The 24,171-nt window shown below is 69.7% G+C and carries 15 protein-coding genes; 4 read left to right on the forward strand and 11 right to left on the reverse strand.

The window, feature by feature from the left end; all coding sequences use genetic code 11:
- Nucleotides 1-89: 89 nt before the first annotated feature.
- The 4 genes from C6V83_RS02200 to C6V83_RS02215 all read right to left on the reverse strand — a co-directional run bounded on the left by C6V83_RS02200 (nucleotide 90) and on the right by C6V83_RS02215 (nucleotide 10,725).
- Nucleotides 90-3,443: an arabinosyltransferase domain-containing protein gene (locus C6V83_RS02200; protein WP_105941019.1), complete on the reverse strand. Its 3,354-nt coding sequence runs from the start codon at nucleotides 3,441-3,443 to the stop codon at nucleotides 90-92.
- A complete protein-coding gene (locus tag C6V83_RS02205; RefSeq protein WP_234353823.1) occupies nucleotides 3,440-6,769 on the reverse strand; it encodes an arabinosyltransferase domain-containing protein in 3,330 nt (1,109 codons plus the stop codon). Before C6V83_RS02205 ends, C6V83_RS02200 begins: the two co-directional genes overlap by 4 nt.
- Before the next feature lie 97 nt (nucleotides 6,770-6,866).
- Nucleotides 6,867-10,241, reverse strand: a complete 3,375-nt coding sequence (locus tag C6V83_RS02210) for an arabinosyltransferase domain-containing protein (RefSeq protein ID WP_105941020.1) — start codon at nucleotides 10,239-10,241, stop codon at nucleotides 6,867-6,869.
- 58 nt (nucleotides 10,242-10,299) lie between these two features.
- Nucleotides 10,300-10,725, reverse strand: coding sequence for a DUF7144 family membrane protein (locus tag C6V83_RS02215; protein WP_105941021.1), 426 nt, complete (start codon nucleotides 10,723-10,725; stop codon nucleotides 10,300-10,302).
- Between the two features lie 202 nt (nucleotides 10,726-10,927).
- Between C6V83_RS02215 and aroQ the strand changes: the two genes are divergently transcribed.
- Nucleotides 10,928-11,374 (forward strand): type II 3-dehydroquinate dehydratase, encoded by a 447-nt coding sequence (gene aroQ, locus C6V83_RS02220; protein ID WP_105941022.1) that lies wholly within the window; start codon nucleotides 10,928-10,930, stop codon nucleotides 11,372-11,374.
- Between the two features lie 251 nt (nucleotides 11,375-11,625).
- Nucleotides 11,626-13,116: a DEAD/DEAH box helicase gene (locus C6V83_RS02225; RefSeq protein WP_105941023.1), complete on the forward strand. Its 1,491-nt coding sequence runs from the start codon at nucleotides 11,626-11,628 to the stop codon at nucleotides 13,114-13,116.
- A gap of 335 nt (nucleotides 13,117-13,451) precedes the next feature.
- On the opposite strand, the gene C6V83_RS02230 is transcribed toward C6V83_RS02225, so the two are convergent.
- From C6V83_RS02230 to C6V83_RS02245, 4 genes are all read right to left on the reverse strand, one after another.
- A complete protein-coding gene (locus C6V83_RS02230; RefSeq protein WP_105941024.1) occupies nucleotides 13,452-14,198 on the reverse strand; it encodes an MBL fold metallo-hydrolase in 747 nt (248 codons plus the stop codon).
- Nucleotides 14,199-14,208: 10 nt separating this feature from the next.
- On the reverse strand, nucleotides 14,209-16,215 hold the full coding sequence (locus C6V83_RS02235; RefSeq protein WP_199832573.1) for an arabinofuranosyltransferase: 2,007 nt from the start codon (nucleotides 16,213-16,215) through the stop codon (nucleotides 14,209-14,211).
- A 1-nt stretch (nucleotide 16,216) separates the two neighbouring features.
- Nucleotides 16,217-16,978 (reverse strand): decaprenylphospho-beta-D-erythro-pentofuranosid-2-ulose 2-reductase, encoded by a 762-nt coding sequence (locus C6V83_RS02240; RefSeq protein ID WP_105941025.1) that lies wholly within the window; start codon nucleotides 16,976-16,978, stop codon nucleotides 16,217-16,219.
- A gap of 304 nt (nucleotides 16,979-17,282) precedes the next feature.
- Nucleotides 17,283-18,704, reverse strand: coding sequence for an FAD-binding oxidoreductase (locus C6V83_RS02245; protein WP_105941026.1), 1,422 nt, complete (start codon nucleotides 18,702-18,704; stop codon nucleotides 17,283-17,285).
- Between the two features lie 157 nt (nucleotides 18,705-18,861).
- Between C6V83_RS02245 and C6V83_RS02250 the strand changes: the two genes are divergently transcribed.
- The gene (locus C6V83_RS02250) at nucleotides 18,862-19,326 is read left to right on the forward strand and encodes a universal stress protein (protein ID WP_105941027.1); all 465 of its coding nucleotides are present in this window, start codon (nucleotides 18,862-18,864) and stop codon (nucleotides 19,324-19,326) included.
- 225 nt (nucleotides 19,327-19,551) lie between these two features.
- Here C6V83_RS02250 and C6V83_RS02255 read toward each other — a convergent pair whose 3' ends face one another.
- Entirely contained in the window at nucleotides 19,552-20,754 is a 1,203-nt protein-coding gene (locus tag C6V83_RS02255) for an alpha/beta hydrolase family protein (RefSeq protein ID WP_105941028.1), read from the reverse strand.
- Between the two features lie 197 nt (nucleotides 20,755-20,951).
- Here C6V83_RS02255 and C6V83_RS02260 point away from each other — a divergent pair, with 197 nt between their 5' ends.
- Nucleotides 20,952-21,383: a GtrA family protein gene (locus C6V83_RS02260; protein ID WP_105943652.1), complete on the forward strand. Its 432-nt coding sequence runs from the start codon at nucleotides 20,952-20,954 to the stop codon at nucleotides 21,381-21,383.
- Nucleotides 21,384-21,481: 98 nt separating this feature from the next.
- On the opposite strand, the gene C6V83_RS02265 is transcribed toward C6V83_RS02260, so the two are convergent.
- Nucleotides 21,482-22,357, reverse strand: a complete 876-nt coding sequence (locus C6V83_RS02265) for a TIGR03619 family F420-dependent LLM class oxidoreductase (protein ID WP_105941029.1) — start codon at nucleotides 22,355-22,357, stop codon at nucleotides 21,482-21,484.
- A 54-nt stretch (nucleotides 22,358-22,411) separates the two neighbouring features.
- Nucleotides 22,412-24,160: a serine/threonine-protein kinase gene (locus C6V83_RS02270; RefSeq protein WP_105941030.1), complete on the reverse strand. Its 1,749-nt coding sequence runs from the start codon at nucleotides 24,158-24,160 to the stop codon at nucleotides 22,412-22,414.
- Nucleotides 24,161-24,171 lie beyond the last annotated feature (11 nt).

Raw genomic sequence — 24,171 nt, forward strand, 5'->3', positions numbered from 1 at the left:
CGACGACCGACCGCAGAAGCGACCACTACGGGTGTCGCGTCCGCGGTCCGTCGTCGCGACGGCGTTGCGGCTGTCGCGACGACGGGACACTAGTAACCTGCCGACCGCATCGGGGCCGGCGTCCACAGTCCGTTCACCGTGCGATAGCCGAGCTCGAGGTCGGCAGGCTGCGCATCCGGAACCAGGGGCGTGTAGCGGGCCAGAGCGCCCCAATCGCGTCCCCAGTTGTTCCGCAGGTAGCTCGGGACCAGGGTCTGCGTCAGCAGCGCATCGGTGATGCCGAGCGGGCCGCCGAACTTGCCGGCCATCCAGGTCTGACTGTTGCGCTGGGTGCCTTCGGCGTCCGGCATGATCCGCCAGTCGGGCAACTCGAGCACGCCGTTGCGCACCGCCATCGGGCGCTGGCACGGGAAGACCAGACCGGGCAGCCAGTCGATGAACACCGGGTCGGTGCGTCCGACGACGTCGTTCAGCGTGCGCAGCGCCGGTACCCGAGGCGGGGTGAAGGCCACCCACTCGGTGGCGGCGGCACCGTCGTCGACCACGTCCAGGCGCACCAGAGTGGCGCCGGGGGGCGCCGCGGCGAGCGGGAAGCGCAGCGTCCGCCACTCGGCGTTGACCTCCATCGCGTCGATCGGGATCTGCGGCGCGCCGACCGGGATCACCCGGCCGTCGGGGCCGAGCCGCGCATAGCGCGCGACCAGCTTGCGCCCGGCCGTCGTCGCGCCCAGACCGTTCACCGCGGCGATCGATCCGGCCGCGGCCACCGCCAGCAGTGGCGACTCCTCGGGCGCCTGGCCGGCGGCGAACGGCAGCTGGTACCAGTCGGTCAGCACCGACGCGGTGCCGGTGGCGCCGTAGCTGCCCAGCACCGGAGTGGTCGCCGGGTCGAGGCCGTACGGCAGCCGCACCTGCGAGAACGGCGGGGTGCTCTCGGTGGCGGTCTCGGTGGCCGTCTCGTCGTCGTTCTCGCTCTCTCCGGTGACCTCCTCCTCGGTGGGCAGCGCCGTCTGCGATTCCTCCTCGGTGGAGCTGCTGCTGGTCCTGCGTTCCACCGGGTCGATCAGCGTCGACGACGGGACTCCGTCCGGGGTGAACCCCGTGTTCTCGCCGGACAGCGCCGCCCTCGGCGAGGGCGCGGGTCGGCCCTCGACGGCGGCGGGCGAGAGGATGGATCCCTGCGGATCGCTCTCCACCAGCACGTCGTTCGCCAGGCCGCACTCGTCGCCGGTGAGGGCGCGCGCATTCGAGATCGCCCAGGACCAGCTGTCCCGTTGCGTCCAGGCGCCCTTGGCGAACGACAGGAGCATGAACAGCACGACCAGTCCGGCGATCACCGGCAGCGGCGACACCTTGAAACGGTTGAGGCCGGTTCGCTGATACCCGGTGCGCTTGTCGTCGTCGACGTAGTCGTTGCGGAAGTAATACCAGAGACCGAACAGCGCGCAGATCCCGGAGAGGACCAGCACTACCCAGCCGAGGCGGACGCCGGCGACCGCGATGGGCCGGTCCCACCAGGGGATGCCGTAGCTGCCGACGTACCACCACATGTTGGTGCCGGTGGCGGCGACGGCCGTGACCAGCAGCACCGCCGATGCGAAGAAGGCGCGGTTGCTGCGCGAGCGCAGCAGGGCGGGCGCCATCATCGCTGCCGTGGCCGCCACGATGCTCGCGCCGATGCACGCGTACAGGCCGAAGTGGTGGGTCCACTTGGTCGGCGTGAACGAGATGAAGAACATGGTGCCGAGCATGGCCGCGATGAGCCGCCAGATCGGTGCGCGCGCGACCCCGTTCGGATGATTCCTCGACAGCAGCCGGAAGATCGCGATCACCAGGCACAGAAACATGATGAGGATGCCGAAGCGCCGGGAGAAGGTGCCGTCGCCGGTCTGCAGGATCAGGTAGTAATACCGGACCGGTTCCTGCCACCATTCCTGGGTCGGACCCACCTCGCTGGCCACCCGGCTGCCCTCGATCAACGGCATCAGCGGCTGCCAGTAGAAGATCATGAACAGGACCGAGGTGCCGGCGGCCAGCACCGGGGCCAGCATCGGAAGCAGTCCGTCGCGGCCGCGGCGCGAGACGATGCCGCGCACCACCGGACGCAGACCGGCGATCAGGACGGCCACGGCCATGAGGCCGCCCGGCGCCACGGCGAGCGTGAACGCACCGATGATCGCGGCCACCGCGTACGGGAGCAGCCGCCGCGTGGCGATCGCCCGCTCCACCGCGCACCAGGTGAGGAGGGCTCCGACGGCCTCCAGCGGCTCGAACCGGATGCCGTTGTTGTAGGGCAGCCAGATCGCCAGGAAGACCAGTGCGCCGGACCAGATCGCGGCCTGGCTGCCGCGCACTGCGCGACCCAGGCGCGGGATCACCTCGCGGCTGATCAGCCACCAGCCGAGGAGTCCGAGCAAGAACGCAGGCAGCCGGAGCCAGGGCGCGGACACGCTGACGTGGGTCATCCACGACAACACCTGGTACGGCCAGCCGAAGGGGTCCTGCGGGACGCCGAAGTAGCGGAAGTAGTTGACCGCGTATCCGGCCTCTTCGGTGACGCGGGAGACCGTGATGTTGTAGCCGTCGTCCGAGGTGTTCCCGCCCATCAGCCACCAGACCGCGAGCACCAGGAACACCACCACGTCGGGCGGCCGGATGGTGAACCAGCCGCGCGGCAGGAACCGTTTGTGGCCCCGGCCGTCGCGCGCATCCAGGATGCCCAGTGCGAGCAGCGACAGCAGGGTCATCAGGATGCCGATGATCACCGCGGCCAGCTTGAGCGGAGTCGGCGAGTTCACGAAGCGGGTATCGACGTCCGCGCGCAGCGACAGGCCTTCGAGGGGTGCGCTCGACGGCAGATCGGAGAAGACGCCCACGATCTGCGGACGCATGTCGGTGTCGTCGGTGCTGTACCGGGTGCCCTCGCCGCTCATGCCCACTGCCTGGGCGGTCACGCCGTCGCCGTCCCCGGTCAGCTCGAACACACAATGGGGGTTCGTCTGAGCCGCCTGCCGGTCCACGCTGAGCAGCAGCACGTCGCGGACGGTCATGTTGAGCTTGTCGTCGGTCGCCCGGACGAAGAGGCCGCGGGCGCCGGCCTGCTTGCCGTTCTGCGGGATGGTCGACAGGAGCACCCCGCCCCCGGCGGGCAGGTCTGCGGCGAGTGAGCAGGGGACTGCGGTGCTCATCGACGTCGGAACAAACGAGACCAGCGGCGCCGTCACGTTGCCGATCGCGCCGTGCTGCGGCCACTGCAGAGTGGTGGACCGCTGCTGCACCGGCAGCAACGGTGTCGCCACCGCCAACAGCACTCCGAGGAGGCCGGCGATCGCGGCGACCAGTTTGGTGACGCGGTAGTCGTTCGCCGTCAGAAAGCTCCAGCGGGCGGACTCACCCGAAGCGTTCGACGACGAGTCCGCTGAGATCTTGGTTTCCTCGGTCATTTAGTCGGCTCCACGCGGATCGATCCGGCTCGGGCCAGGCCCGACTGGGTCACCTGCCGCGTCGTGACGCGGGCGGTGGCGGCGTCGGGGGCGAGCGGGGCCAGCTTCTCGAGCGTGCCCCAGTCCTGATGCCAGTCGTTGTTCAGATAGGTCGGGACGACGGTCGCCTTGGTGGTCGTGTCGACGATCCCGAGCAGGCCGCCGGCACTCGCCGACATCCAGGTCTTGGACTGCATGTTCATGGTCACGTAGTCCGGCAGGATCCGCCACTGCGGCACCTGTGCCACGCCGTGCCGGAAGGTCATCGGCTGCTGGCACGGGAAGAAGGCGGCGATCGGGAAGTCGATCAGCGTCGGATCGGACGAGCCGACCAGTTCCTGCAGGGTCTGCAGTTTCGGCGCGCGCGGCGGCGTGATGCCGATGAACTGCATGGCGCCCAGATTGGTGTCGTCGAGCACCAGCCGCATCACGGTGGCGCCGGCCGGCGCCGACGACATCGGCACACGCAGGTTCCGCCACGGGCGGTTCGCGATCCGCGGGCCCGGGTCGATCGGCAGCACCTTCGGCCCGATGCGCTCGAACCGGCCGTCGGCGCCGGGCCGCCCGAACTCCACCACCAGCGACTGGCCGGGGACCCGGACTCCGGTGGCGTCGATCGTGGAGACCGCGCCGGCGGTGGCGAACACCAGCAGCGGCGAGGCGTCGCGCTCGGGCAGCCGGTACCAGCCGGTGGTCAGGTGAGCGTTGCCGGGATAGCCGAAGCTGCCGAGCACCGGTGTGGTGGCCGGGTTCAGCCCGAAGGGCAGGGCGACGGTGGAACCGTTGACGGTCTCCGGTCCGGTGCCTCCGGTGGTGCCCGCGCCGAGCGTGCCGATCGTGGAGAACGGCCGCGAGGTGGAGCCCGCGACGTGCATCTGGCCGGGTCGGGACGTGATCGACTCCGGAGACAGGTCCCCGGCCACGCCGTTCGGGGTGAAGCCGACGCTGTTCACACCGGCCAGGGCCGCCGACTGCGAGCGGCCGTCCACCGGAGTCAGCAGGTTCGCGTTCGGGTCGGGTTCGGCGAGGACCTGGTCGGCCATGCCGCACGACGAACTGCTCAGTGTGTCCAGATTATGGCTCAGTGCGGTCATGCCGTCGCGGGCGACGACGGCCTTGGCGTACAGCGCCAGCGTGGCCAGCACCATCAGGGCGGCGATCACGGTGATGGGCGACGAGGCGAGCGCGAGCCGGCGCCGATCGGCCCGGGAGTCGGTCTCGCCCTCCGCATGGTGCGCGAGACCCTTGTTGTCGACGTAGTCCAGACGCAGGGTCTGCCACAGGGCGAAAGCCACCGCGATCACGGCGAGGACGAGCAGCGCCGTCGAGACCTGCCGGCCGCCGATCGCCGGCGCCTGGTCGAACCAGGAGATGTTGTAGCGGTAGACGATCGGCCAGGAGTTGTAGCCGGCGGCCACCGCGGCGAGACCGAACAGCAGTCCGGCGACGAAGACGGTGAGGTTGCGGCTGTTGCGGGCGGCACTCTGCGCGACGGCCAGGGTGCCGGTGGCGGCCAGGGCCGCGGCGAGACCGGCGAACACGCCGAACTGGATGGTCCACTTGACCGGGACGAAGAAGAACAGCAGGAGCGTCACCGCGAACGAGCCGACCAGGCGCCACGCGGGCCCGCGGGACACGCCGTCGATCCCTCCCCGCCGCAGCAGCACTGCCGCCGTCACGATCGCACCGGCGAACACCAGCAGCACCGGGATCCGGCGGGCGATGGCGCCGTCGGGCGTGGTGACCGAGAGGAAGTAGTAGCGGATGAACTCCTGGCTCCACGGGATGATCGGACCGGTCTGGTAGCGGATCTTCATCGCTTCGAGGACCGTCATGAGCGTCTGATCGCGGAAGACGACGACGAGCACCACCAGAGCCGCGGCGCCGATGGGTGCGAGCAACGCGCCGAGGGGGTCCTCGCGCCGTCGTTCCACCAGGATCCGCAGCAGGGCGCGGGCACACACCAGCAGGATGGCCAGCGCGATCACGCCCTGCGGGGCGAGCGCCACCGTGAACGCCGCGGCGGTCGCGGCCAGCGCCGCGGGCAGCAGCTGCTTGGTGGCGATCGCCTTCTCGGCCGCCCACCAGGTGAGCAGCGTGCCGAGCACGATGATGCCCTCGGTGCGCAGACCCGAGCAGAACGGCATCCAGAACGCCAGGAACACCGAGGCGGCGGCCCAGCCGGTCCAGCCGGTCGCCTTCACCGCGTCGCCGAGGCGGGGGAGGACCACGCGGCTGAGCAGGAACCACGACACCAGGCCGGCGACCAGGGCCGGAAGGTGCAGCCACACCAGGGACGAGCTGACCGAGCCCCAGGCGGCGAGGAAGCTGTAGTACCAGTCGAACGGCGCCTCGGCGATGCCGAAGTATCGGTAGTAGTTGGACAGATAGCCGGCGGCGTCCGCAGTCCGGCCCATGTTGATGATGTAGCCGTCGTCGGGGGCGCCGGCCCCGAGGAAGAGCCAGACCAGCAGGATCACGGTGACCACGGCGTCGGTGAACCGCGGGCGAAGCGCGCGGATCCGGTCGGCGATGCGCAGGGCCGGCGGACCGCGGTAGCCGCGCAGCCGGTCCAGGCAGTAGAGCGCGAACAGGGCCACCAGCGTGGCGATCACGGCCAGCGCCATCACGACGATCTTGAGGACGGTCGCGGTGCTCTCGTAGCGGTTGTCGACGGTGATCGCCGCGCGCAGACCGGCGGCTTCGAGGGCCCGCACCTGCGCCGTCGACAGCGGCGTGAAGAGCCCGTCGACCTGCGGCCGCTTGTCGGGGGCGAGCACGTTCTCCGGGCCGAGACCGACGAACTGCGCGCCGGCGCCCGCGGGCGACGCGAAGATCCGGAGATTCCGGCACTGATCGGACGCCAGTTCGGCATGGGTTGCGCTGGCCGCGACGTTCGAGCGGAACAGGACGGTCACGCGGTCGCCGCGGTTGTTCACCACCAGGGCGTTGTTGGCCAGGCGTGAGGCGCCCGGCGGCATGGTCGACAAGAGCACGCCGTCGGCCGTGGCGGCCTGTTCGAGGGCCCGGCACGGGACGACGACGTCCAGGGTCTGCGGCACCTGCGCGATCAGCGGGGCCAGCACCGACGGGTCGTCGTCGCTCAGCTGCTGACCCTGCGGCCAGGTGATGGTGGCCTCGGTGGTCTTGACCGGAAGGAAGGGCACGGCGAGGGCCGCGACGATGGCGACGACGCCGCCGATCACGGCCAGCAATCGAGCCTGCGAGGCCGACAACGGGGCCGATCGCGGAGAACGCTCGGTCGCTTCGGAGGCAGTCGTTGACACGATCTTTGAGATTAGTGCACCAAGCTGAGCACCACCCAATGCGAGCGGCCCGGGCGCGTACGGTCCGGGCCGCACCGACAGCCCCGCCGCGACCGGCTCAGTAGCGGATCGGGGCCGGACTCCAGAGGCCGCTGCGGACCGTGGTCTGGTAGTCGATCACCGCGGGCGCAGCGTCGTCGTACGGCGAGTAGCGTTCCAGCGCGCCCCAGTCACGGCCGATGTCGCCCTGCAGGTACGTCGCGACGGTGTCCGGCCGCTGCGACATCTCCAGCCAGCCCAGGGGCCCGCCGCCGGGCGCGGCCTGCCAGGTGCCCACCGCGGCGGCGAGGTCGGCGCCCGGCTTGATCCGCCACCGCGGGATCTCGGCGACGCCGGCGTGGAAGTTGAACGGCCGCTGACAGGGCACCACCAGGCCCGAGGTCCAGTCGACGTGCACCGGGTCGGTGGAGCCCACGGTCTCCTGCACGGTGGTCATCGCGGGCAGCCGCGGCGGGGTCACCACGAGGAAGCGGTCTTCGGCCAGGCTGTGGTCGTCGGCGACGATGCGCACCGCGGTGAGCCCGTCCGGGAGTCCGGCTGTGTCGATGCGGACATTGCGCCATGACGGGTTGGGGCCGGGGTCGATCATCTGGACCGATCCGGTCGGGGTCAGGTCGCCGTCGCGCGTCTGCGGGGTGACCGGCTCGTCGGTGTACTCCAGGCGCAGTTCGTCGCGGGCGAACTTGCCGGCCACCGAGAACGTGATCAACGGGCGGACTTTGTAGTCCGCCGGGAGCAGGTACCAGCCCGAGGTGAGGCCGGCCGGAGTCTGCACGTCGTCGGAGTAGCTGCCCAGCACCGGCGTCCGGGCCGGGTCGAGGCCGAAGGGAAGCGCCGCGCGGCTCCCGTTCACGCCGGGCTCGTCGAGCAGACCGCCGCCGGTGCCGCCGCTGTTGGCGATCAGCAGATCCGGGTCGCTGCTCGCGGCTCCGGCCAGGACGCCCAGGCTGCCCGACGACGCTCGGGCGTTCAGATCGTCGGGCACGCCGTTCGCCGAGAATCCGGCGGTCGCGCCCCGATCGGCGCCGCGCGGCTGGGTCGCGGGGCCGGCGAGGGGGTCGGTCAGCGTGTCGTCGACCGGGGGCAGGAGGTGATCGCTCGGGTTCTCCTCGACCCAGATCTTGTCGGCCATGCTGCACGGCCGGCCGGCGAGCGCTTCCAGGTTGGAGCGCGGCACCGAGTACGAGGTGCTCTGATTGATTCCGGCGACGATCGCGGTGACCAGGGCGAAGACCACCACAGCGGTGGCGGCCACCCCCATCGGGGCGCGGGCCGGCCAGGCGAGGGCGCGTCGCAGACGCGGCAGACGGACGTCTTCGGGGTGCTCGTGGGCGGGATCGGTGCCGGCGAACGGCTCGCGGAAGTGGAACCACAGCGCCACGGCCAGCAGCACAAGGGTGAGGTACAGCAGCACCTGGCCGACCATCACGCCGGCGATGGTCACCTGCCAGACGCCCCACGGCATGCCCCACGCCGAGGAGTAGTAGTACGAGTTCGGCGCCGTGAGGGCCAAACCGGTGATGAACACGACGAGCGCGGCGAAGAGTGTGCGGTTGCGGCGTGAATGCGTCGCGTCGGCGCTCGCGGCGACGGTGGCGAGCGCGGCCAGGGCGGCCGCCAGCCCGGCGAAGACGCCGAAGTGGTGGGTCCACTTGGTCGGAGTGAACATCAGGAACAGCAGTGACGCGAAGGTGATGCCGACGATTCGCTGGGCCGGGCCGGCGGCCGTGCCTGGAATCCGGCCCTTGCGCAGCAGTACCGCACCGGCGACCACCAGCGAGAGCACCATCGCGAGGACGGCGAACCGGCGCAGGATGGAGCCGTCCGCGGAGAACGCGAACAGCGAGGAGTAGCGGTCGATCTCGTTGTACCAGTGGGCCGACGGGCCCACCGAGGTCTTCATGGCCGAACTCTGCGTGAACGCGGCCAGTGTCAGATCCGTGAACACCACGAAAAGGACGAAGGTGCCTGCGGCGAGGATCGGGGCGATCAGGCTCGCGTACGCCCAGCCGAGTCCCCGGCCGGTCAGCCGGGCCACCTCCCGAGCCCGTTTGACCAGAGCGAGCAGCATCGGCCGGGCACCGGCCACCAGGGCGGCGACGGCCAGCACACCGGTCGGCCCGGCGGCGATGCTGAAGGCGCCGATCAGGCAGGCGACCGCGGCGGGGAGCATCCGCCCGGTGGCGATCGCGCGTTCCACCGAACACCAGGTGAGGAGGGCGCCCAGCGCGATGATGGGCTCGGGGCGCAGGCCGTTGTTGAACGGGAACCACGCCACCAGGAACACCGCGGCGGCGGTCCAGGCCGGACCGCTTCGACGGAGCTCGGCAGAACCGCCCCGACGGGCGCCGAGGAGCTGCAGACCCGAGGTGGCCCGGCCCAGCCGGGGGAGCACCTCGTGGCTGATGATCAGCCAGCTCGCGATGCCGCAGAACAGCGCCGGGATCCGCATCCACGGACTGGCCACCGAGACCTGACTGAGCAGCCCGAAAACCTGGTAGTACCAGCCGAACGGTGATTCGGGCGCGCCGAACCACCGGAAGTAGTTCGCCGTGTAGTCGCTCTCCTGCGCCACCCTCGACATGGTCATCAGGTAGCCGTCGTCGGAGGTGTTGGGGCCGACGAAGTGCCACACCAGCAGCAGCCCGATGACGGTGTAGTCGCGCGCGTTGAGCCGCCACCAGCGGGCCGGGAAGATCCGCCGGTGCCCGCGGCCGTCGGTGGCGTCGAGCCGGGCCAGTGCGGCCAGCGAGACCAGCGTCATCGCGATGCCGACGATGATCGCCAGCCACTTGAGCAGCGTCGGGGAGGTGCTGTAGCGGGAGTCGATCTCGACGTGTGCGGACAGCCCGGGCAGGTCGACCGCCGGTCCGGTGAGCTGGGTGAACAGTCCGGTCACCTGCGGGCGCTGGTCGCCCAGATCGGAATCAGCCGTCGAGGCGGCCAGCGGCTCGTCGTCGTCGTTCCGCAGGCCTGCGAAGGACGCCGTCACCCCCTCGGAGCCGGCCGTGATCTGCAGGGTGGAGCACGATCCGGACAGCACCTGGTCGAGCGGGGCCGACAGAAGCGGGAAGTTCCGGTTGACTACCTCGACAGTGCGCCGGTCGGCCTGTTCGCCCGATCCGCCGGTGACCCGGACGAACAGGCCGCGCTCGGCGGCCTTCGGCGCGGAAGGGGAGGTGGTGGAGAGCAGAACGTGGGCGCCCTCGGGCAGCTCGCCCGCGGCCGAGCACGGGATCTGCGCCTCCAGGGAGATCGGCGCGTAGGAGACCAGCGGTGCTGAGACCGAGCCGACGACTCCCTGCTGTGGCCAGTGGATCTCGGCCGTGGTCTGGTTGACCGGGAGCAGCGGGGTGACGAGCGCCAGAATGAGTCCGGCGAGCCCCGCGACGATCGCGGTGACTTGGGTCCTGCGGACCGAGGAGAGCGGCACAGGGGCATCGTAGCGATGCCCCTGTGCCGCTCGGGATCGGTGCTTGATCAGCGGACGATCAGTAGTCGCCCTTCCAGGTGGCGAGCGCCCAGATGACGATGACGTCGATGATGATGATGATGATTGACCACCACGGGGTGTAGGGCAGCCAGAGGAAGTTCGCGATCAGCGAGAGGCAGGCGATGATGATGCCGCAGATCCGGCCCCACGCCTGGCCGGCGAAGATCCCGATGGCCACGATCACCGCGATGATGCCGATCACGATGTGGATCCAGCCCCAGGTGGTCAGGTTGAAGGCGTAGATGTACTCGGGCGTTTCGACGAGCAGGTAGTCGTCGTTCGCGACGGCGGCGATGCCCTGGAAGAAGGCGAGGAAGCCGGCGACGATCAGCAGGGCCGCGGCGGCCAGCGAGATGCCGCCCGCCCAGGCGTCCGTCGAATCGTCGTTCGGGTCGTACTGGTTCGGTGCGTTGTTCACTGTCATGGACTGTGCGTACCACGCAGACCAGGCAGAATGGGAGATTCTGCCCCAGGATTCACCCCTGTCGGGTGAACGTGGCACGGATAGTCGCCTTCTTGTCCGGAACGTGACGTGATCCGGTCCGGAACGGGACGCGCCGCGAAAGTCTCGTCCTCACCTCGCGGGGGACACTTCAGCGGACGGTATTGGCCCTAGACTCGGGGTCATGCCGAGCGAACCGCTGCCGATCCTGCTGCTGAACGGACCCAACCTCGACCAGCTGGGGAACCGCCAGCCGGAGGTGTACGGTTCGGCCACGCTCGACGACGTCGTCGGACTGGTCGAGCGCACGGCCGCAGGTCTCGGCTACGGGGTCCGCGCCCTGCAGACCAACCACGAGGGCGAGATGATCGACACGATCGGGGCGGCGCGCGGTGAGATCAGCGGCATCGTCGTCAACCCGGCGGGATGGACGCACACCTCGGTGGCGCTGGCGGACGCGCTGGTGATCCCGGAGGTTCCGGTGATCGAGGTGCACATCAGCAATGTGCATGCGCGCGAAGCGTTTCGCCGGCACTCGTACGTGTCGCCCATCGCGGCCGGCGTGATCGCCGGATTCGGGGTCGCCGGCTACGAGTACGCCGTGCGGCACCTGGTGACCCTCGTCTCCTGATTCACCGTTTTCCGCCGGCGGCGCGTACGGTGGATTCATCGGCGCTCGGGCTCGACCCGCGCGCCGCGCGTCGTAGAACGCTCCCCGGTCGCCGCCGATGACATCGTTTCCGGCGCGCCGATGACTTTCCTGCGGCGAACGGATACGCACACCTGCGTGTTCGCCACCTGATTTCCTCGGTGAGACGTGGCCGTGCCCTGCGCGGCGGCGGCGCGCCGGGAATCCCTGAGCCGCAAAGGCTGAACAAGACAATGACTGCTGATTTCGCTGATCTCGGCGTGCCCGCGCCCATCGTGGAAGCGCTCGCCGCCGACGGCAAGACCGCCGCCTTCCCGATCCAGGAGAAGACCCTGCCCGACAGCCTGACCGGGCGTGACGTGCTCGGCCGCGGCAAGACCGGCTCGGGCAAGACCCTGGCCTTCTCCATTCCGATGGTGACCCGCCTCGCCGCTCTCGGCGTCAAGCGCGCGCCCGGTCGCCCGACCGGCCTGGTGCTCGCGCCTACCCGCGAGCTGGCCACCCAGATCTCCGTCGCCCTGAAGCCGATGGCCGAGGCGATGGGCCTGCGGGTCACCACCGTCTTCGGCGGTGTCAAGCAGGCCGGTCAGGAACGCGCCCTGCGGGGCGGCGTCGACATCGTCGTCGCCTGCCCCGGACGGCTCGAGGACCTGATGAGCCAGCGCATCGTCTCGCTCGACGACGTCGCCGTCACCGTGCTCGACGAGGCCGACCACATGGCCGACCTGGGCTTTCTCCCGGGCGTGACCCGCATCCTCAACGCGACGCCCAAGGGCGGTCAGCGGATGCTGTTCTCGGCGACCCTGGACAACGGTGTCGACAAGCTGGTCAAGCGCTTCCTGGACCGTCCGGTGACGCACTCGCTGGAGGAGGCGACCAGCCCGGTCGAGAAGATGACGCATCACGTGTTCGAGGTGCGCTCGGCCGCGGAGAAGAACGACCTGGTGCAGGAGCTGGCCTCGGGCACCGGCCGCCGCATCCTGTTCATGCGCACCAAGCACCAGGCCAAGAAGCTGGCCAAGAAGCTGACCGCCGCGGGTATCCCGGCGGTGGACCTGCACGGAAACCTGTCGCAGAACCAGCGAGACCGCAATCTCGCGTCGTTCTCCGCGCCGGACGGGGCGCGCGTGCTCGTGGCCACCGATGTGGCCGCCCGGGGCGTCCACGTCGACGGCGTCGAGCTGGTGGTCCACGTCGATCCGCCGGCCGAGCACAAGGCCTTCCTGCACCGTTCGGGCCGTACCGCGCGCGCCGGCAGCGCCGGCGACGTGGTGACCGTGTGCCTGCCCGAGCAGCGCGCAGATCTGCGCAAGATGCTCCGTGCGGCAGACATCACGGTGACCCCGCAGCAGGTGACCGCCTCGTCCGGGGCCGTCGGCGAGCTGGTCGGCGAGCGGGCTCCGTACCGCGAGCCCGCACCGGCGCCGGCTCCCCAGCAACAGCAGCCGCGCAAGCGGTCCGGCGGCCAGGCCGGTTCGGGCCGCGGCGGCGCGCGGGGCGGTCGCGGTTCCGGCGGCGGCCGCGGCTCGGCCGGAGGTCGTGGAGCTCGGGGCGGACGTCGCTCCGAGGGCGGCGAGTCCTCGCAGCGGGTGCACACCTCGGCGTCGGCCGCACCGGGATCGTCCGGCCGGTCGTCGCAGCCGCGCTCGGAAGGGTCGGCTGCTCCGGCGCAGCGTCGTCGTCGTGCCGCTCGCCGACCGGCGGGAGCCCCCACCGCACGCTAGTGCGAGGCAGCTCGTCGTCACTCCTTGAGCTTGTTGTCGCCCCTTGAGTTTGTCGTCGCTCCTTGAGCTTGTCGAAAGGGTCGTTTCGACTCGCCTCGTTCCTCGGCGGCTCAACGGGCGAAGCAGCTCCTTGAGCTTGTCGAAAGGGTCGTTTCGACTCGCCTCGTTCCTCGGCGGCTCAACGGGCGAGGGGGCGTCGGCGGCTCAACGGGCGAAGCAGCTCCTTGAGCTTGTCGAAAGGGTCGTTTCGACTCGCCTCGTTCCTCGGCGGCTCAACGGGCGAGGGGGCGTCGGCGGCTCAACGGGCGAAGCAGCTCCTTGAGCTTGTCGAAAGGTCAGCGGCGGCTGAGTGCGAGGTTCACCGCGGTCCGGGCCGGACCCTCCCAGAGGTCGCCGTGACCGGGGAGGATCAGGTTCGCATCCGTCGCAGCCAGCGACTCCAGCGATTCGGCGTTGCGCTCGGGGTCGTGGGTGAAGATCGGACCCAGACACTGCGGACCCTGCGCTGAGGTGATCAGGTGACCGGTGATCAGTGCGTCGCCGGTCACCAGGATCTCGCCGTCGGCTACCAGGAACGCGCTGTGCCCCCGCGTGTGGCCGGGGCACGGCAGCGCGACCGGGCGCCCGGGAAGGGCCGCGAGTCCGGGAAAGGGTGCGGCATCGTCGAGCCCCGTGCGGCTGAGCGCGCCGAGCGGAAGGATCTGGCTGAGCCAGTGCAAGACCCGCGGTCGCCACGCGATCGGGGCCAGGCTCATCGCATCCGCCTGCTCCAGATACTCGCGGCGAGCGTGCGCCACCTCGTGCGGATCGGCGTACACGTCGAAGTCGTGTCTGTCCCGCAGCCGGACCAGGCCGCCGAGATGGTCGACGTGGGCGTGCGTCAGCAGTGCCGCCCGAATCTCCTCGGGCGCGCTGCCGATCCGGTTCAGCGACTCGATCACCGCGTCCGCATGACCGGGATAGCCGCCGTCGATCAGCGTCACCCCGTCGTCGTCCTGCAGGACGATCCAATTGACGGTCGCCGTCGAGACGAAGTGCGTCCGGGTGCGTCCGCTGGTCAGGGTGTCGATCCGCATGTCCATCAGACCACCGCTACTTTCTGACCACCAGGACGAACGGTCCCACCTCGGTCACCGTGAACGCGGGGTCGTCGAACGCCTCCGGATCGAAGGTGACCGTGTACCGCTTGATGTTCGGGTCGTTCGGGTAGACGTCCTCGGCCAGCCGCAGCGTGTATCCGTCCGCGCTGTACCGGAACAAGAAGACGCTCGGCGCCGGCCAAGGGCTTTGCGCCAGTTGGTCTTTCAGTTCCTGAGGCGTTCCGGATCCGGACCACTTCTTGATGGTCGCAGCGCGCGCGTCGAACTCGGCGAGCGGATTGGCGTAATGCGAGGTGAGTCCCTGGAAGCCCCAGTACGGGTACACCGAGAGGAACGTGTAGTCGGCGGTCAGGACGATGTTCCCGGTGGCCGGTTTGCCGGTCTGCTCGCGGATCAGGCGGTGCAGTTCGGCGTAGTACGACTCCGAACCGGGCGGGCGCTGGTCGGCACGCTGACCGGCGCCGTCGGTGTCGGTGTACGCGACGGTGATCTCGCTGGACAGGTGGTTGGGGAGCGACTGAGCGACGGCGAGCGCGCACACCGCGGCCACCACACCGACCGCGGTGCGGACGTCGCCGAAGCGGCTCACGGCCACCCGGCCGAGCTCGACGGCCCCGAAAACACCCGCGGCGGCGAGGATCCCGGCGGTCACCGCCTCCAGCCGGAACGAGAGGAGCGTGCTGCCGATCGCTGTGCGGGCCAGCGACATCAGCGTGAGTACGACGATGCCCACCAGCGCCGCGGCGAACGCGAAGGCGATGGTCCGCTCACGCATCCGCAGCGCCGTCCAGACCAGACCGATCAGGCACAGCAGCCCGAGCAGAGTCAGGTGGAACATCGGCATGCCCATCACGGACCCGGCCTCGGGCAGGTAGTGCTCGGCCGCGCCGGAGACGGTGACCGACGAACCGAGTCGCGCTCGGAGATAGCCGAACCAGAAGACCAGGGCCACCAGGCACGCCAGCACGCCCATGACGAGCAGCCGGACGACGACGCCGACGGCCCGGGCGCGCCGCAGTGCGGCGATCTCGTCGTCGCGCACGGCCTTGTTGCGGATCTGCACCCAGATCTGCACCAGGTAAACCAGCGTGACGAGGATCGCGGTTCCGGCGAACAATGCGGTGTACAGGGTGTAGACGGTGGCCGAGACGCCGAGGAAGACCCCGGCCGCGATCACCGAGAGCCAGCCCGTCCGCTGCAGCGGCGCGGGGCCGTCGGCGAGTCGTCCGTGTCCGCGCAGGGCGGCGGCGATCACCACCAGCATCGGGACGCCGACCAGGATCAGGACGGCGGCATACGGTTCTGGCGCCGCATAGCGCAGGGTCGCCACTGTGACGGCCAGGCCCACCCCGGTCCCGATCAGGGGACCGACCATCCGGTTCCAGAGCGCCGCGCCCAGCGCGGCGGCCGCGGCGATCGAGACGATGGCCCACGGCTTGTACGCCTCCCACCCGGGCAGGCCCAGGAGGTCGGCGTAGCGTCCGCCGAACCAGAACCACGTCGCCGGGTAATACGGCGGCAGGTCCACGTAGGTCATGTCGGCCAGCCGCGGACTGCTGGTGAGCCGGGTCAGGTACTCGGTGCGGAACTGCTGATCGGCGGTGAGGCCGTGCAGGTAGAGCCTGGTGGCGCCCAGCGGCATGCCGAGCGTCACGGTCACCATGCCGGCCGAGGCGAGCGCGCCCAGCCACGACGTCGGGAGCCGCCAGCCCGGCCGATACCGAGTGAGCACCACGGCGAGCACGGCGATCAGGACGAACACGGCCTGCCCGAGGGTGGTCAGCGAGCGCGTGACATTGGAGGTGTTGAACGCCGGCCACTGGGCGGCATCGATCACCGTCAGACCCGCCATCGCGACCGCGGCGCCGAGGATCAGCGCGCCGAGGAGTTCGACCAGGTCCAGGCCCCGGCGGCGCAGCACTGACCGGGCGGCGGGCTCCGGAACGGCGCGGGAGTCCGCTCCCGGTGCGGCGGATTCGGGTGCGGTGGCGGTGCTCACGTCAGACGGGGAGCTTGCGGAAGATCGGGCGCGGGATGTGGCGCAGGACCATCATGATGAACCGGAACGGTCCCGGCACCCAGATCACGTCCTTGCCCTTGTCCACGGCGGCGATCACGCGCTGGGCGACGTCCTCCTTGTTCACCGTCAGCGGAGCTTCCGCGACATGCGCCGACAGCCGGGTGCGGACCTGGCCGGGACGCACCACCAGCACGCGCACTCCGTGCGGGCGCACGGCCTCGCCGAGGCCGAGGTAGAAGCCGTCCAGCCCGGCCTTGGTGGAGCCGTAGACGAAGTTGGAACGACGGACCCGCTCACCGGCCACCGAGCTCATCGCGACGATCTGGCCGTGGCCCTGGGCGCGCATCCGCTCGCCGAGCAGCACGCCGACCGACACGGCGGCGGTGTAGTTGATGTCGGCCTCCAGGACGGCCAGCTTCTGGTTCTGCCAGGCCTCCTCGTCGTCGCCCTGGATGCCGAACGCGACGATCGCGACGTCGATGTCGCCGCCGGCGAAGGCTGCGTCGAGCACGGCCGGGTGCGAGTCGGTGTCCAGGGCGTCGAAATCGATGCGCTCGACCGTGCTCGCGCCCGCAGCCCGCATCTGCTCCACTGCGGCGTCCGCGGCGGGATCGTTCGGGACCGTCGCGAGGACCACGCGCATCGGGCCGCGGGAGAGGAACTCGGCGGTGATGGCCAGGCCGATCTCGGAACTGCCGCCCAGCACGAGGACGGACTTCGGGACGCCTACGGCGTTTCGCATGGGTGTTCTTCCTTTGTCGGGTGGGGGTCGGGGCTTCTTGGTCTCGGTGTGCGCTTCGCCTAGGTCTCGATACTCTCCTCGCCTAGCGGCTCGTCGCTACTCGACCACCGGCTTGCTCGTCGCTACTCGACCACCGGCTTGCTCGTCGCTACTCGACCACCGGCTTGCTCGTCGCGACCTGATGGTCGAGTAGGTGAGGAAGCTGGTGGTCGAGTAGGTGAGGCGCTAGCCGAGCAGTATCGAGACCTAGCCGAGCCGTATCGAGACCTAGCCGAGCCGTATCGAGACCGCGAGAGCATCGGGGTCAGACGAGTTCGAGGCGGCGGCCCATGTCGGACATGAAGACCCGGTCGGGGTCGACTCGTCGTCGTACCTGAAGCCACTTGTCGATCTCGGGGTACATCGCGTGGAAGGTCTCGGCCGTCGTCCGCGAGTCCTTCGCCGTGTACAGACGGCCGCCGATCGTCAGGATGCGGCGGTCGAGTTCGGTGACGAACTCGTGCAGGCCCTTCTTGATGGGGAAGTCGACGCAGATGTTCCAGCCCTTCATCGGGAAGCTCAGCGGCGCCCTGTTGCCCTCGCCGAAGAGCTTGAACACGTTGAGGAAGCTCACATGCCCGGACGCCTGGATGTCGTAGATGATGCCCTTGAACTCCTCGACGGCCTCCGGCGGAACGATGAACTGGTACTGGAGGAAGCCCTTGCTGCCGTAGGCGCGGTTCCAGTTCCCGAACAGATCCAGCGGGTGATAGAACTGCGTCAGGTTCTGGATCTTGCCGGTGTAGTTCCCGCCGGCCACCCGGAAGTAGGCCTCCCCGAGCATCGAGAAGTTGAACTTGTTCGCCAGCCCGTTCGGGAAGATGTCCGGCAGGGAGACCAGCGTCGGGGCGTCGAACTTCAGCGGATCCTTCTGCAGCGTCGGCGGCAGTTGATCGAGGGTCGCCAGGCTTCCGCGGGAGAAGCAGCCGCGGCCGAGTTTCGGCGGTTTGCTGATCGCGTCGAACCAGCCCGAACTGTAGGTGTAGTTGTCCTCCGAGCCGTCCATGTGCAGCGCGATGGTCTCGTCGAGTGACTGGGTGACCGTGCCGTCGGCGATGAAGTACGCCGTCTCGGTGCGGGTCATCTTGATCTTGGCGCGCAGAATGATCCCGGTCAGGCCGATGCCGCCGACGGTCGCCCAGAAGATGGATGCGTCGGGGTCGTCGGGGGAGCCCTCCGGCGTCAGCGTGAGGATGTCGCCGGAGGCCACCAGCAGCTGCATCTCCACCACGTGGTTGCCGAAGCTGCCTGCGCTGTGGTGGTTCTTGCCGTGGATGTCGCAGCCGATGGCGCCGCCGATGGTTACCTGGCGGGTGCCCGGGAGCACCGGAACCCACAGACCGTGAGGCAGCGCCACGCGCATCAGGGTGTCCAGATCCACGCCGGCGTCCACATCGACGATCGCGGTGGCGTCGTCGATCGAATAGATGCGCGTGAGCCTGGTCATGTCGACGGTCAGCCCGCCGGCGTTCTGCGCGTTCTCGCCGTACGAGCGGCCCAGGCCGCGGGCGATCACGCCGCGTTTGAGGTATGACGGCTTGTCCGCGTCCTCGTCGGCCACGCGCGCCACGGCGGCGGCGATGACCTCGGGGTACGGCGTCGACAGGACCTGGCCCTCGATGGGCATGGTGCGCCCCCACCCCATGAGCGTGCGGGTCTCGATCGGAAACAGTTCTGAGTTCGTCATCGCAGAAGAGCGTACCCGCCCGAGCCCGGGTACCGGTCGGATGCGATGCCCCGTACCGTGCGATTCAGGCATTCGAGTCGCCCGAGTGGGGACGCACGATGTCCGTTACTGTCGTTTCAGGAGTCGAGGGAGCCGGGCCGGGGGTAAGGAGCGGGCGATGATCGTCGTAGGTTACGTGGCCGGAGCTTTCGGTCGTGCGTGTCTGGAACAGGCCATCGTCGAGGCGCGCCTCCGGGACACCGAACTGTTGTTGATCAGCGCCGTGTCCGAAGCACGCGGTCAGCGGGTGGTCGACGCCGACGAGATCGCCGAGGTGCAGGCTCGGCTCGACGCCTCTGGACTGCGTTTTCGCATTCAGCAGCCGATCGGTGCCACTCCCGCCGAGGAACTGCTGGCCGCGATGGACAGCGCGGACGCGGAGATGCTGGTGATCGGCATGCGGCGTCGTACGCAAGTCGGCAAGCTACTGCTCGGCAGCACCTCCCAGTATCTGTTGCTCTCTTGTTCCAAGCCGGTCCTCGTCGTGAAGCCGAGCGGGGAGCAGCACCAGCGCACCGCGCCGAAGTCGGCGGCGGATCGGGTCGACCACTCGTTGCAGTCGGGCGACGCCATCGAACCGTAGGTTCGACGACGCTGGGGAGCCGGTTTCCGTCTCCCGGATCATTCCGCCCCAGGAATTCCGTTCCGCCGTATGCGGCCCGCATAGGGCGGAACGAGTTACCTAGGGGGGAACCGCAGCCCTGTGGCGTTCAGGCTTCGGCAGGCGCAGCGGCCCGGGTGCAACCGCTCCTTGAGTGCTCCTTGAGCCGATCGAGCCGTAGGCGAGATCGTGTCGAAAGGGCTGCCGTCAGCGCATGATCCGCTTCACGAACGGGGTGGAATCCGGGAGGGAGGCTAGCACGGTGCCGGAGTGGTCCTGGTCCGGGTACAGGTGGAACTCCACCGGTTGACCGGCGGCGAGCATCTGCGCGTAGAGCGAGCCCGCGGAGACCGCCGGAACATCGGTGTCGAGCAGGCCCTGGCCGAGGAAGATCGGTCGGTCGTAGCCGGAGTACGGCGTGGCCATGTAGTCCACGAGTGCGGCTTGCAGACCCGGGATCGAGCCGAGCGGGCGGTTGAACCAGGTGTTGATCCGTTCGCCCTTCATGGCGGTGCTCATCTCCGCGTAGCAGAGCGTCTCCGCCATGCGCAGGACCTGCCGTCCGCGCGGGGTCAGGGCGCTCGTGGCGTGCAGGTCGGGGCGGGCGTCGGTGAACCCGGCGAGGATGTACGCGGCGTAGGTGTTCAGGCCGGCCGGCAGCGCGACCGGCGGGAACGACGGTCCGCCCTGCCAGACCACGTGCTCGATGTTGGCCGGCGCCCCGGTGGCGACCACGCCCCGGTAATCCAGGCCGCTGCCGCGGGAGAGCCGGGTGGCTCGTCGTGCAGCGTTGAGCGCGCCGCCGCCACCCTGCGACTGTCCGACGATCGCCCACTTCTTGGACAGCGGCAGGCCCAGCTGGTGCGCGGCCTTGACCGAGTCGACCACCGATCGCGCTGTGGCCTCGCTGCTCAGGTAGCTCATCAGGCCGGGCGTGCCCAGTCCGGCGTAGTCGGAGGCGACCACGGCGTAACCCTCGTTCAGCCAATGGTTCAGGTAGGCCGTGTCGCGGTCGGAGCGGGGCAGTGCCGACGGGGTGCACCCGTCACCGAGACCGGTGGTGCCGTGGGCCCACGCGATCACCGGATAGCCGCCGGCGGGCGCGGCCTTCCGGGGCACGAACACCGCTGCGGTGCTGGTGGCGGGCTTGCCGTGCACGTCCGTCGTGGCGTACAAGATCCGGTACGCCGAACCGGCGGCGCTCAGCGAGACCGACGGATCCAGGGTGGTCTTGCGCAGCAGCGTGCCGGGCTTGCCGATCGGGCCGGCGTAGGCGCGCGCGTCCAGTCCCGACCACACGGGTGCGGGGGTGGTGCGGTCGGCGTGCGCGGGCGCCGCGTCGACGGCGAAGACCGCGGCGCATGAGGTGGCCAGCGCCACGAGGGCGATGCGAAGGGACCGTCGTCTCATAACCTCTGAGACTAACTCAGTTCATTTCTGTACGGGCCGCCACCGGTGATCGTCGCCGCCGATCGGTGCGGTGGTCTTGGTCAGCCGGAACGCGGGGCCATTACCCTGGCAGGGTGTCCGACACCGATCCGAAGAGCGCAGACCACGATCCGGCGCACCCGCTGCACCACGAGGACTTCCGCACGCGGCATGCCCCGATGCCCATCGAGCTGCCGCTCGACGACGAAGAGGCCTCGACCGACGTCGACCTCAAGACCCAGATCGTCAGGTTCGTGGCGACCGGCGCGGGTTCGGCGGTGCTCGACTACGGGCTCACCATGTTCTTGCAGTACGTGCTCGGCGCCGCGTATCCGATCGCGAAGGCGGGCGGCTTCCTGCTGGGCACCACGGTCGCGTATCTGATCAACCGGCGGTGGACGTTCCGGGCCGAGCCGAGCCGGGCGCGGTTCGTCGCCGTAGTGGTGCTGTACGCGGTGACCTTCGCGGTGAACGTCGGCCTCTTCTGGTGGCTCTCTCACATCTGGCCGGAGACCTTGGTCTATTCGACGCTCGCCTTCGTGATCGCGCAGGGCGTGGCCACCGTGATCAACTTCGTCGTGCAGCGCGCGGTAATCTTCAAGATCGCGTAGCTCCGTGGGAGTGGAGCCGGACTCCGCGGATCGGCGCGGTGAGCGAGCCGATCCGCGGACCGGGTCTCGAGGACCGCGCCGGGCTGGCCGACTCAGCCTCAGCTGACCTTGGCGATGACGTTCTCCGCGTACCGGTTCAGGTGCTCGATCTTCTTCTCCAGCGGTTCGGTGTCCGGGCCGACGATGTAGGGGAGCCGGAAGCCGACGATCACGTCGGTGATGCCCTTGTCCTCCAGGCGCTTCACGCCGTCGACGGTGTAGGCGTCCATCGAGATCACATGGATCTCGAAGGGGTCGTCGGCTTTGCCCTCGGCGACCCGGATGGCCTGGATCTTCTCGAGCAGCTCGTCCAACTCCTCGCCGGGGCCGCCGCCGTGCATCCAGCCGTCGCCCCGGATCACGGCGCGCCGTAGCGCCGCGTCGGCGTGGCCGCCGACCAGCAGGTGGATCGGTTCGGTCGGGGCGGGCGCCATCTTGACGCGTGGAATCTGATAGAACTCGCCGTCGAACTCGAAGTACTCCCCGGAAGTCAGGCCCCGGATGATGTCCATGCACTCGTTCATCCGCCTGCCGCGCCGGGCGAAGTCGACGCCCATCACGTCGTAGTCCTCCGGCCACGGGCTGATGCCGACGCCGAGGCCCAGGCGGTTGCCGGTCAGGTACGCGACCGACGCGGCCTGTTTGGCGACGAGCGCCGGCGGGCGGACCGGCAGTTTGAGCACGAACGGCAGAAAGCGCAGCGTCGTCGTGACCGCGCCGAGTGCCGCCGCCTGGATGAAGGTCTCGATGAATTCCTTGTCCTCCAGGAACTCCCGATTCCCGTCCGGGGTGTACGGATACTTCGCATCGGACACCTCCGGGTAGGCCAGCGAGTCGGGGATCGTCATCCCCGAGTAGCCGGCCGCCTCTGCGGCCTGTGCCAGCGGCGCGTAGTAGGACGGATCGGTCATCGCCTCGGCGTAGGTGAAACGCATGACCCAACACTAGAACACGTTCTACTTACGCGGAAGGGTCTGCGCGCCAGAGCGTCAGCGTGAGACGGCGAAGCGGGTGCAGCCCTCGGTGGAGACCGTCCCCGAGAGCGATTGCGTGCGGTCGGTGACGGGTCCGTCGATGATCAGCCCGACCATCTCGAAGTCTCCCGGCCGATCGATCCAGCGGAAGGGCGTCAGCACCACGTCGTCGGTGATACGGACCCCGATCATCTCGAACGATCCCCGCGGCACCCGCGGATTGCCGGAGGTCGGCCCGAAGGCGAAGGTCGCCCGCGTCTGGCGGTCGCCGCCCTGCCGGAAGGTGAGCGTCAGGGCGGTCTCGCCCTGATTGCAGGTGTAGGTGCCCGTCCACTCCCCGTCCAGCACGCTCAGCGGTGCGTTCTCTCCGCTGTCGGCGGTCGCGGCAGTGGACTCGGAGGTGGTGGTCTCCGAAGTGGAGGTCGTGGCCTCCGTGGTGTTGGCGGTCGACGACGTCGCCTGCGGTGAATCGCCGGAATCGCCGCTGTTCAGCAGCACGTAGCCGACGACGGCGAGCAGCACCATGACCATCAGCACGGCCCCGGCGATGAGCGCCGCCTTCTTGCCCGAGCCAGATCCCGAGCCGGTGCCGGAGGAAGTGTCGTCCGGTGGCGGGGTGCTGTAGAGCGGGCGCCCGTACGGCGGAGGTCCTCCCGGCGGAGGTCCCGCCGGCGGCGGAGCCTGCGGGCCGCCGTAGTACTGCGCCGCCGGGTGCGCCTGGGGTTGCTGCGGCCCACCGTAGGCCGCGGCTCCGCCGGGGTGCTGTCCCGGAGGCGACTGGCCTGGCGGCAGGTTCTGCGACGACGGATTGGGGGGCGACGGATTGGGGGAGGCCTGCGCGGCCGGATGACCGATCGGTGCGAGCGGCTGTTCCAGTGCGCGGGTGGCGGGTTTGGCACGCGGCGGCTCGACCGGTGCGGCCGGCATCGCCGGGGCGGCCTGCGCCGGTCCCCGCAGCGCATTCGCGAACGCGGTCGACGACGGGAAGCGATCCCGCGGATCCTTGGCGGTGGCGCGGGCGATCGCGGCATCGACGTGCGGCGGCAGCCCCGGGACGCTCGCTGAGGGTGGCGGCGGAGTCTCGGACAGGTGGGCGTGCATCATCGTCGCCGGCGATCCGGAACTGAACGGCGGTCGCCCGGTGAGGAGGTGGAACGCGGTGCAGGCCAGCGAATACTGGTCGCACTTGTCGTCCACCGGTGCGCCCTGCAGGCTTTCTGGCGCCAGGTAGGGGAGAGTGCCGACGGCGAGTCCGGTCTGCGTCAGGCGAGTCCGATCCGGACCGGTCGCGACGCCGAAGTCGGCCAGCTTGACCGTCGGCGGAACGCCTGGGTGCTGGCGGACCAGGATGTTGGCCGGTTTGACGTCACGGTGCGCCAGGCGGGCCGTCGTCCAGGCGTGGTCCAGGGCGGCGGCGACACCGCTGACGATGTCGGCGACCAGCGGCAGCGGCAGCCGCCCGTAGTCGTCGAGCATGGTGGCGGTGTCCGGGCCGTCGATGTACTCCATCGTCAGCCAGAGACGGCCGTCCACCTCGCCGCGGTCGTACAGGTGCACGATGTTCGGGTGGTCGAGCTGGGCCAGGACGTCCGCCTCGCGGGCGAATCGCGCGCGGTACAGCTGGTCGGTGCTCAGCTCCGCGTCGACCAGCTTGAGCGCCTCCTGCCGGGGCAGACGCGGGTGCTGGACCAGGTAGACGCTGCCCATGCCACCGGTGCCGATCGTCCGCACCACGCGGTGTCCGGCGATCTCGTGCTGCTCCATCACTTAGCCCC

The sequence above is a fragment of the Gordonia iterans genome (assembly GCF_002993285.1).
Classification (GTDB): domain Bacteria; phylum Actinomycetota; class Actinomycetes; order Mycobacteriales; family Mycobacteriaceae; genus Gordonia; species Gordonia iterans.

Coding starts and splice junctions, on each gene's coding strand:
- C6V83_RS02200 (WP_105941019.1), bottom strand. CDS start 3,443: ATGACCGAGGAAACCAAGATCTCAGCGGACTCGTCGTCGAACGCTTCG.
- C6V83_RS02215 (WP_105941021.1), bottom strand. CDS start 10,725: ATGACAGTGAACAACGCACCGAACCAGTACGACCCGAACGACGATTCG.
- aroQ (WP_105941022.1), top strand. CDS start 10,928: ATGCCGAGCGAACCGCTGCCGATCCTGCTGCTGAACGGACCCAACCTC.
- C6V83_RS02225 (WP_105941023.1), top strand. CDS start 11,626: ATGACTGCTGATTTCGCTGATCTCGGCGTGCCCGCGCCCATCGTGGAA.
- C6V83_RS02230 (WP_105941024.1), bottom strand. CDS start 14,198: ATGGACATGCGGATCGACACCCTGACCAGCGGACGCACCCGGACGCAC.
- C6V83_RS02240 (WP_105941025.1), bottom strand. CDS start 16,978: ATGCGAAACGCCGTAGGCGTCCCGAAGTCCGTCCTCGTGCTGGGCGGC.
- C6V83_RS02245 (WP_105941026.1), bottom strand. CDS start 18,704: ATGACGAACTCAGAACTGTTTCCGATCGAGACCCGCACGCTCATGGGG.
- C6V83_RS02250 (WP_105941027.1), top strand. CDS start 18,862: ATGATCGTCGTAGGTTACGTGGCCGGAGCTTTCGGTCGTGCGTGTCTG.
- C6V83_RS02255 (WP_105941028.1), bottom strand. CDS start 20,754: ATGAGACGACGGTCCCTTCGCATCGCCCTCGTGGCGCTGGCCACCTCA.
- C6V83_RS02260 (WP_105943652.1), top strand. CDS start 20,952: ATGCCCATCGAGCTGCCGCTCGACGACGAAGAGGCCTCGACCGACGTC.
- C6V83_RS02265 (WP_105941029.1), bottom strand. CDS start 22,357: ATGCGTTTCACCTACGCCGAGGCGATGACCGATCCGTCCTACTACGCG.
- C6V83_RS02270 (WP_105941030.1), bottom strand. CDS start 24,160: ATGGAGCAGCACGAGATCGCCGGACACCGCGTGGTGCGGACGATCGGC.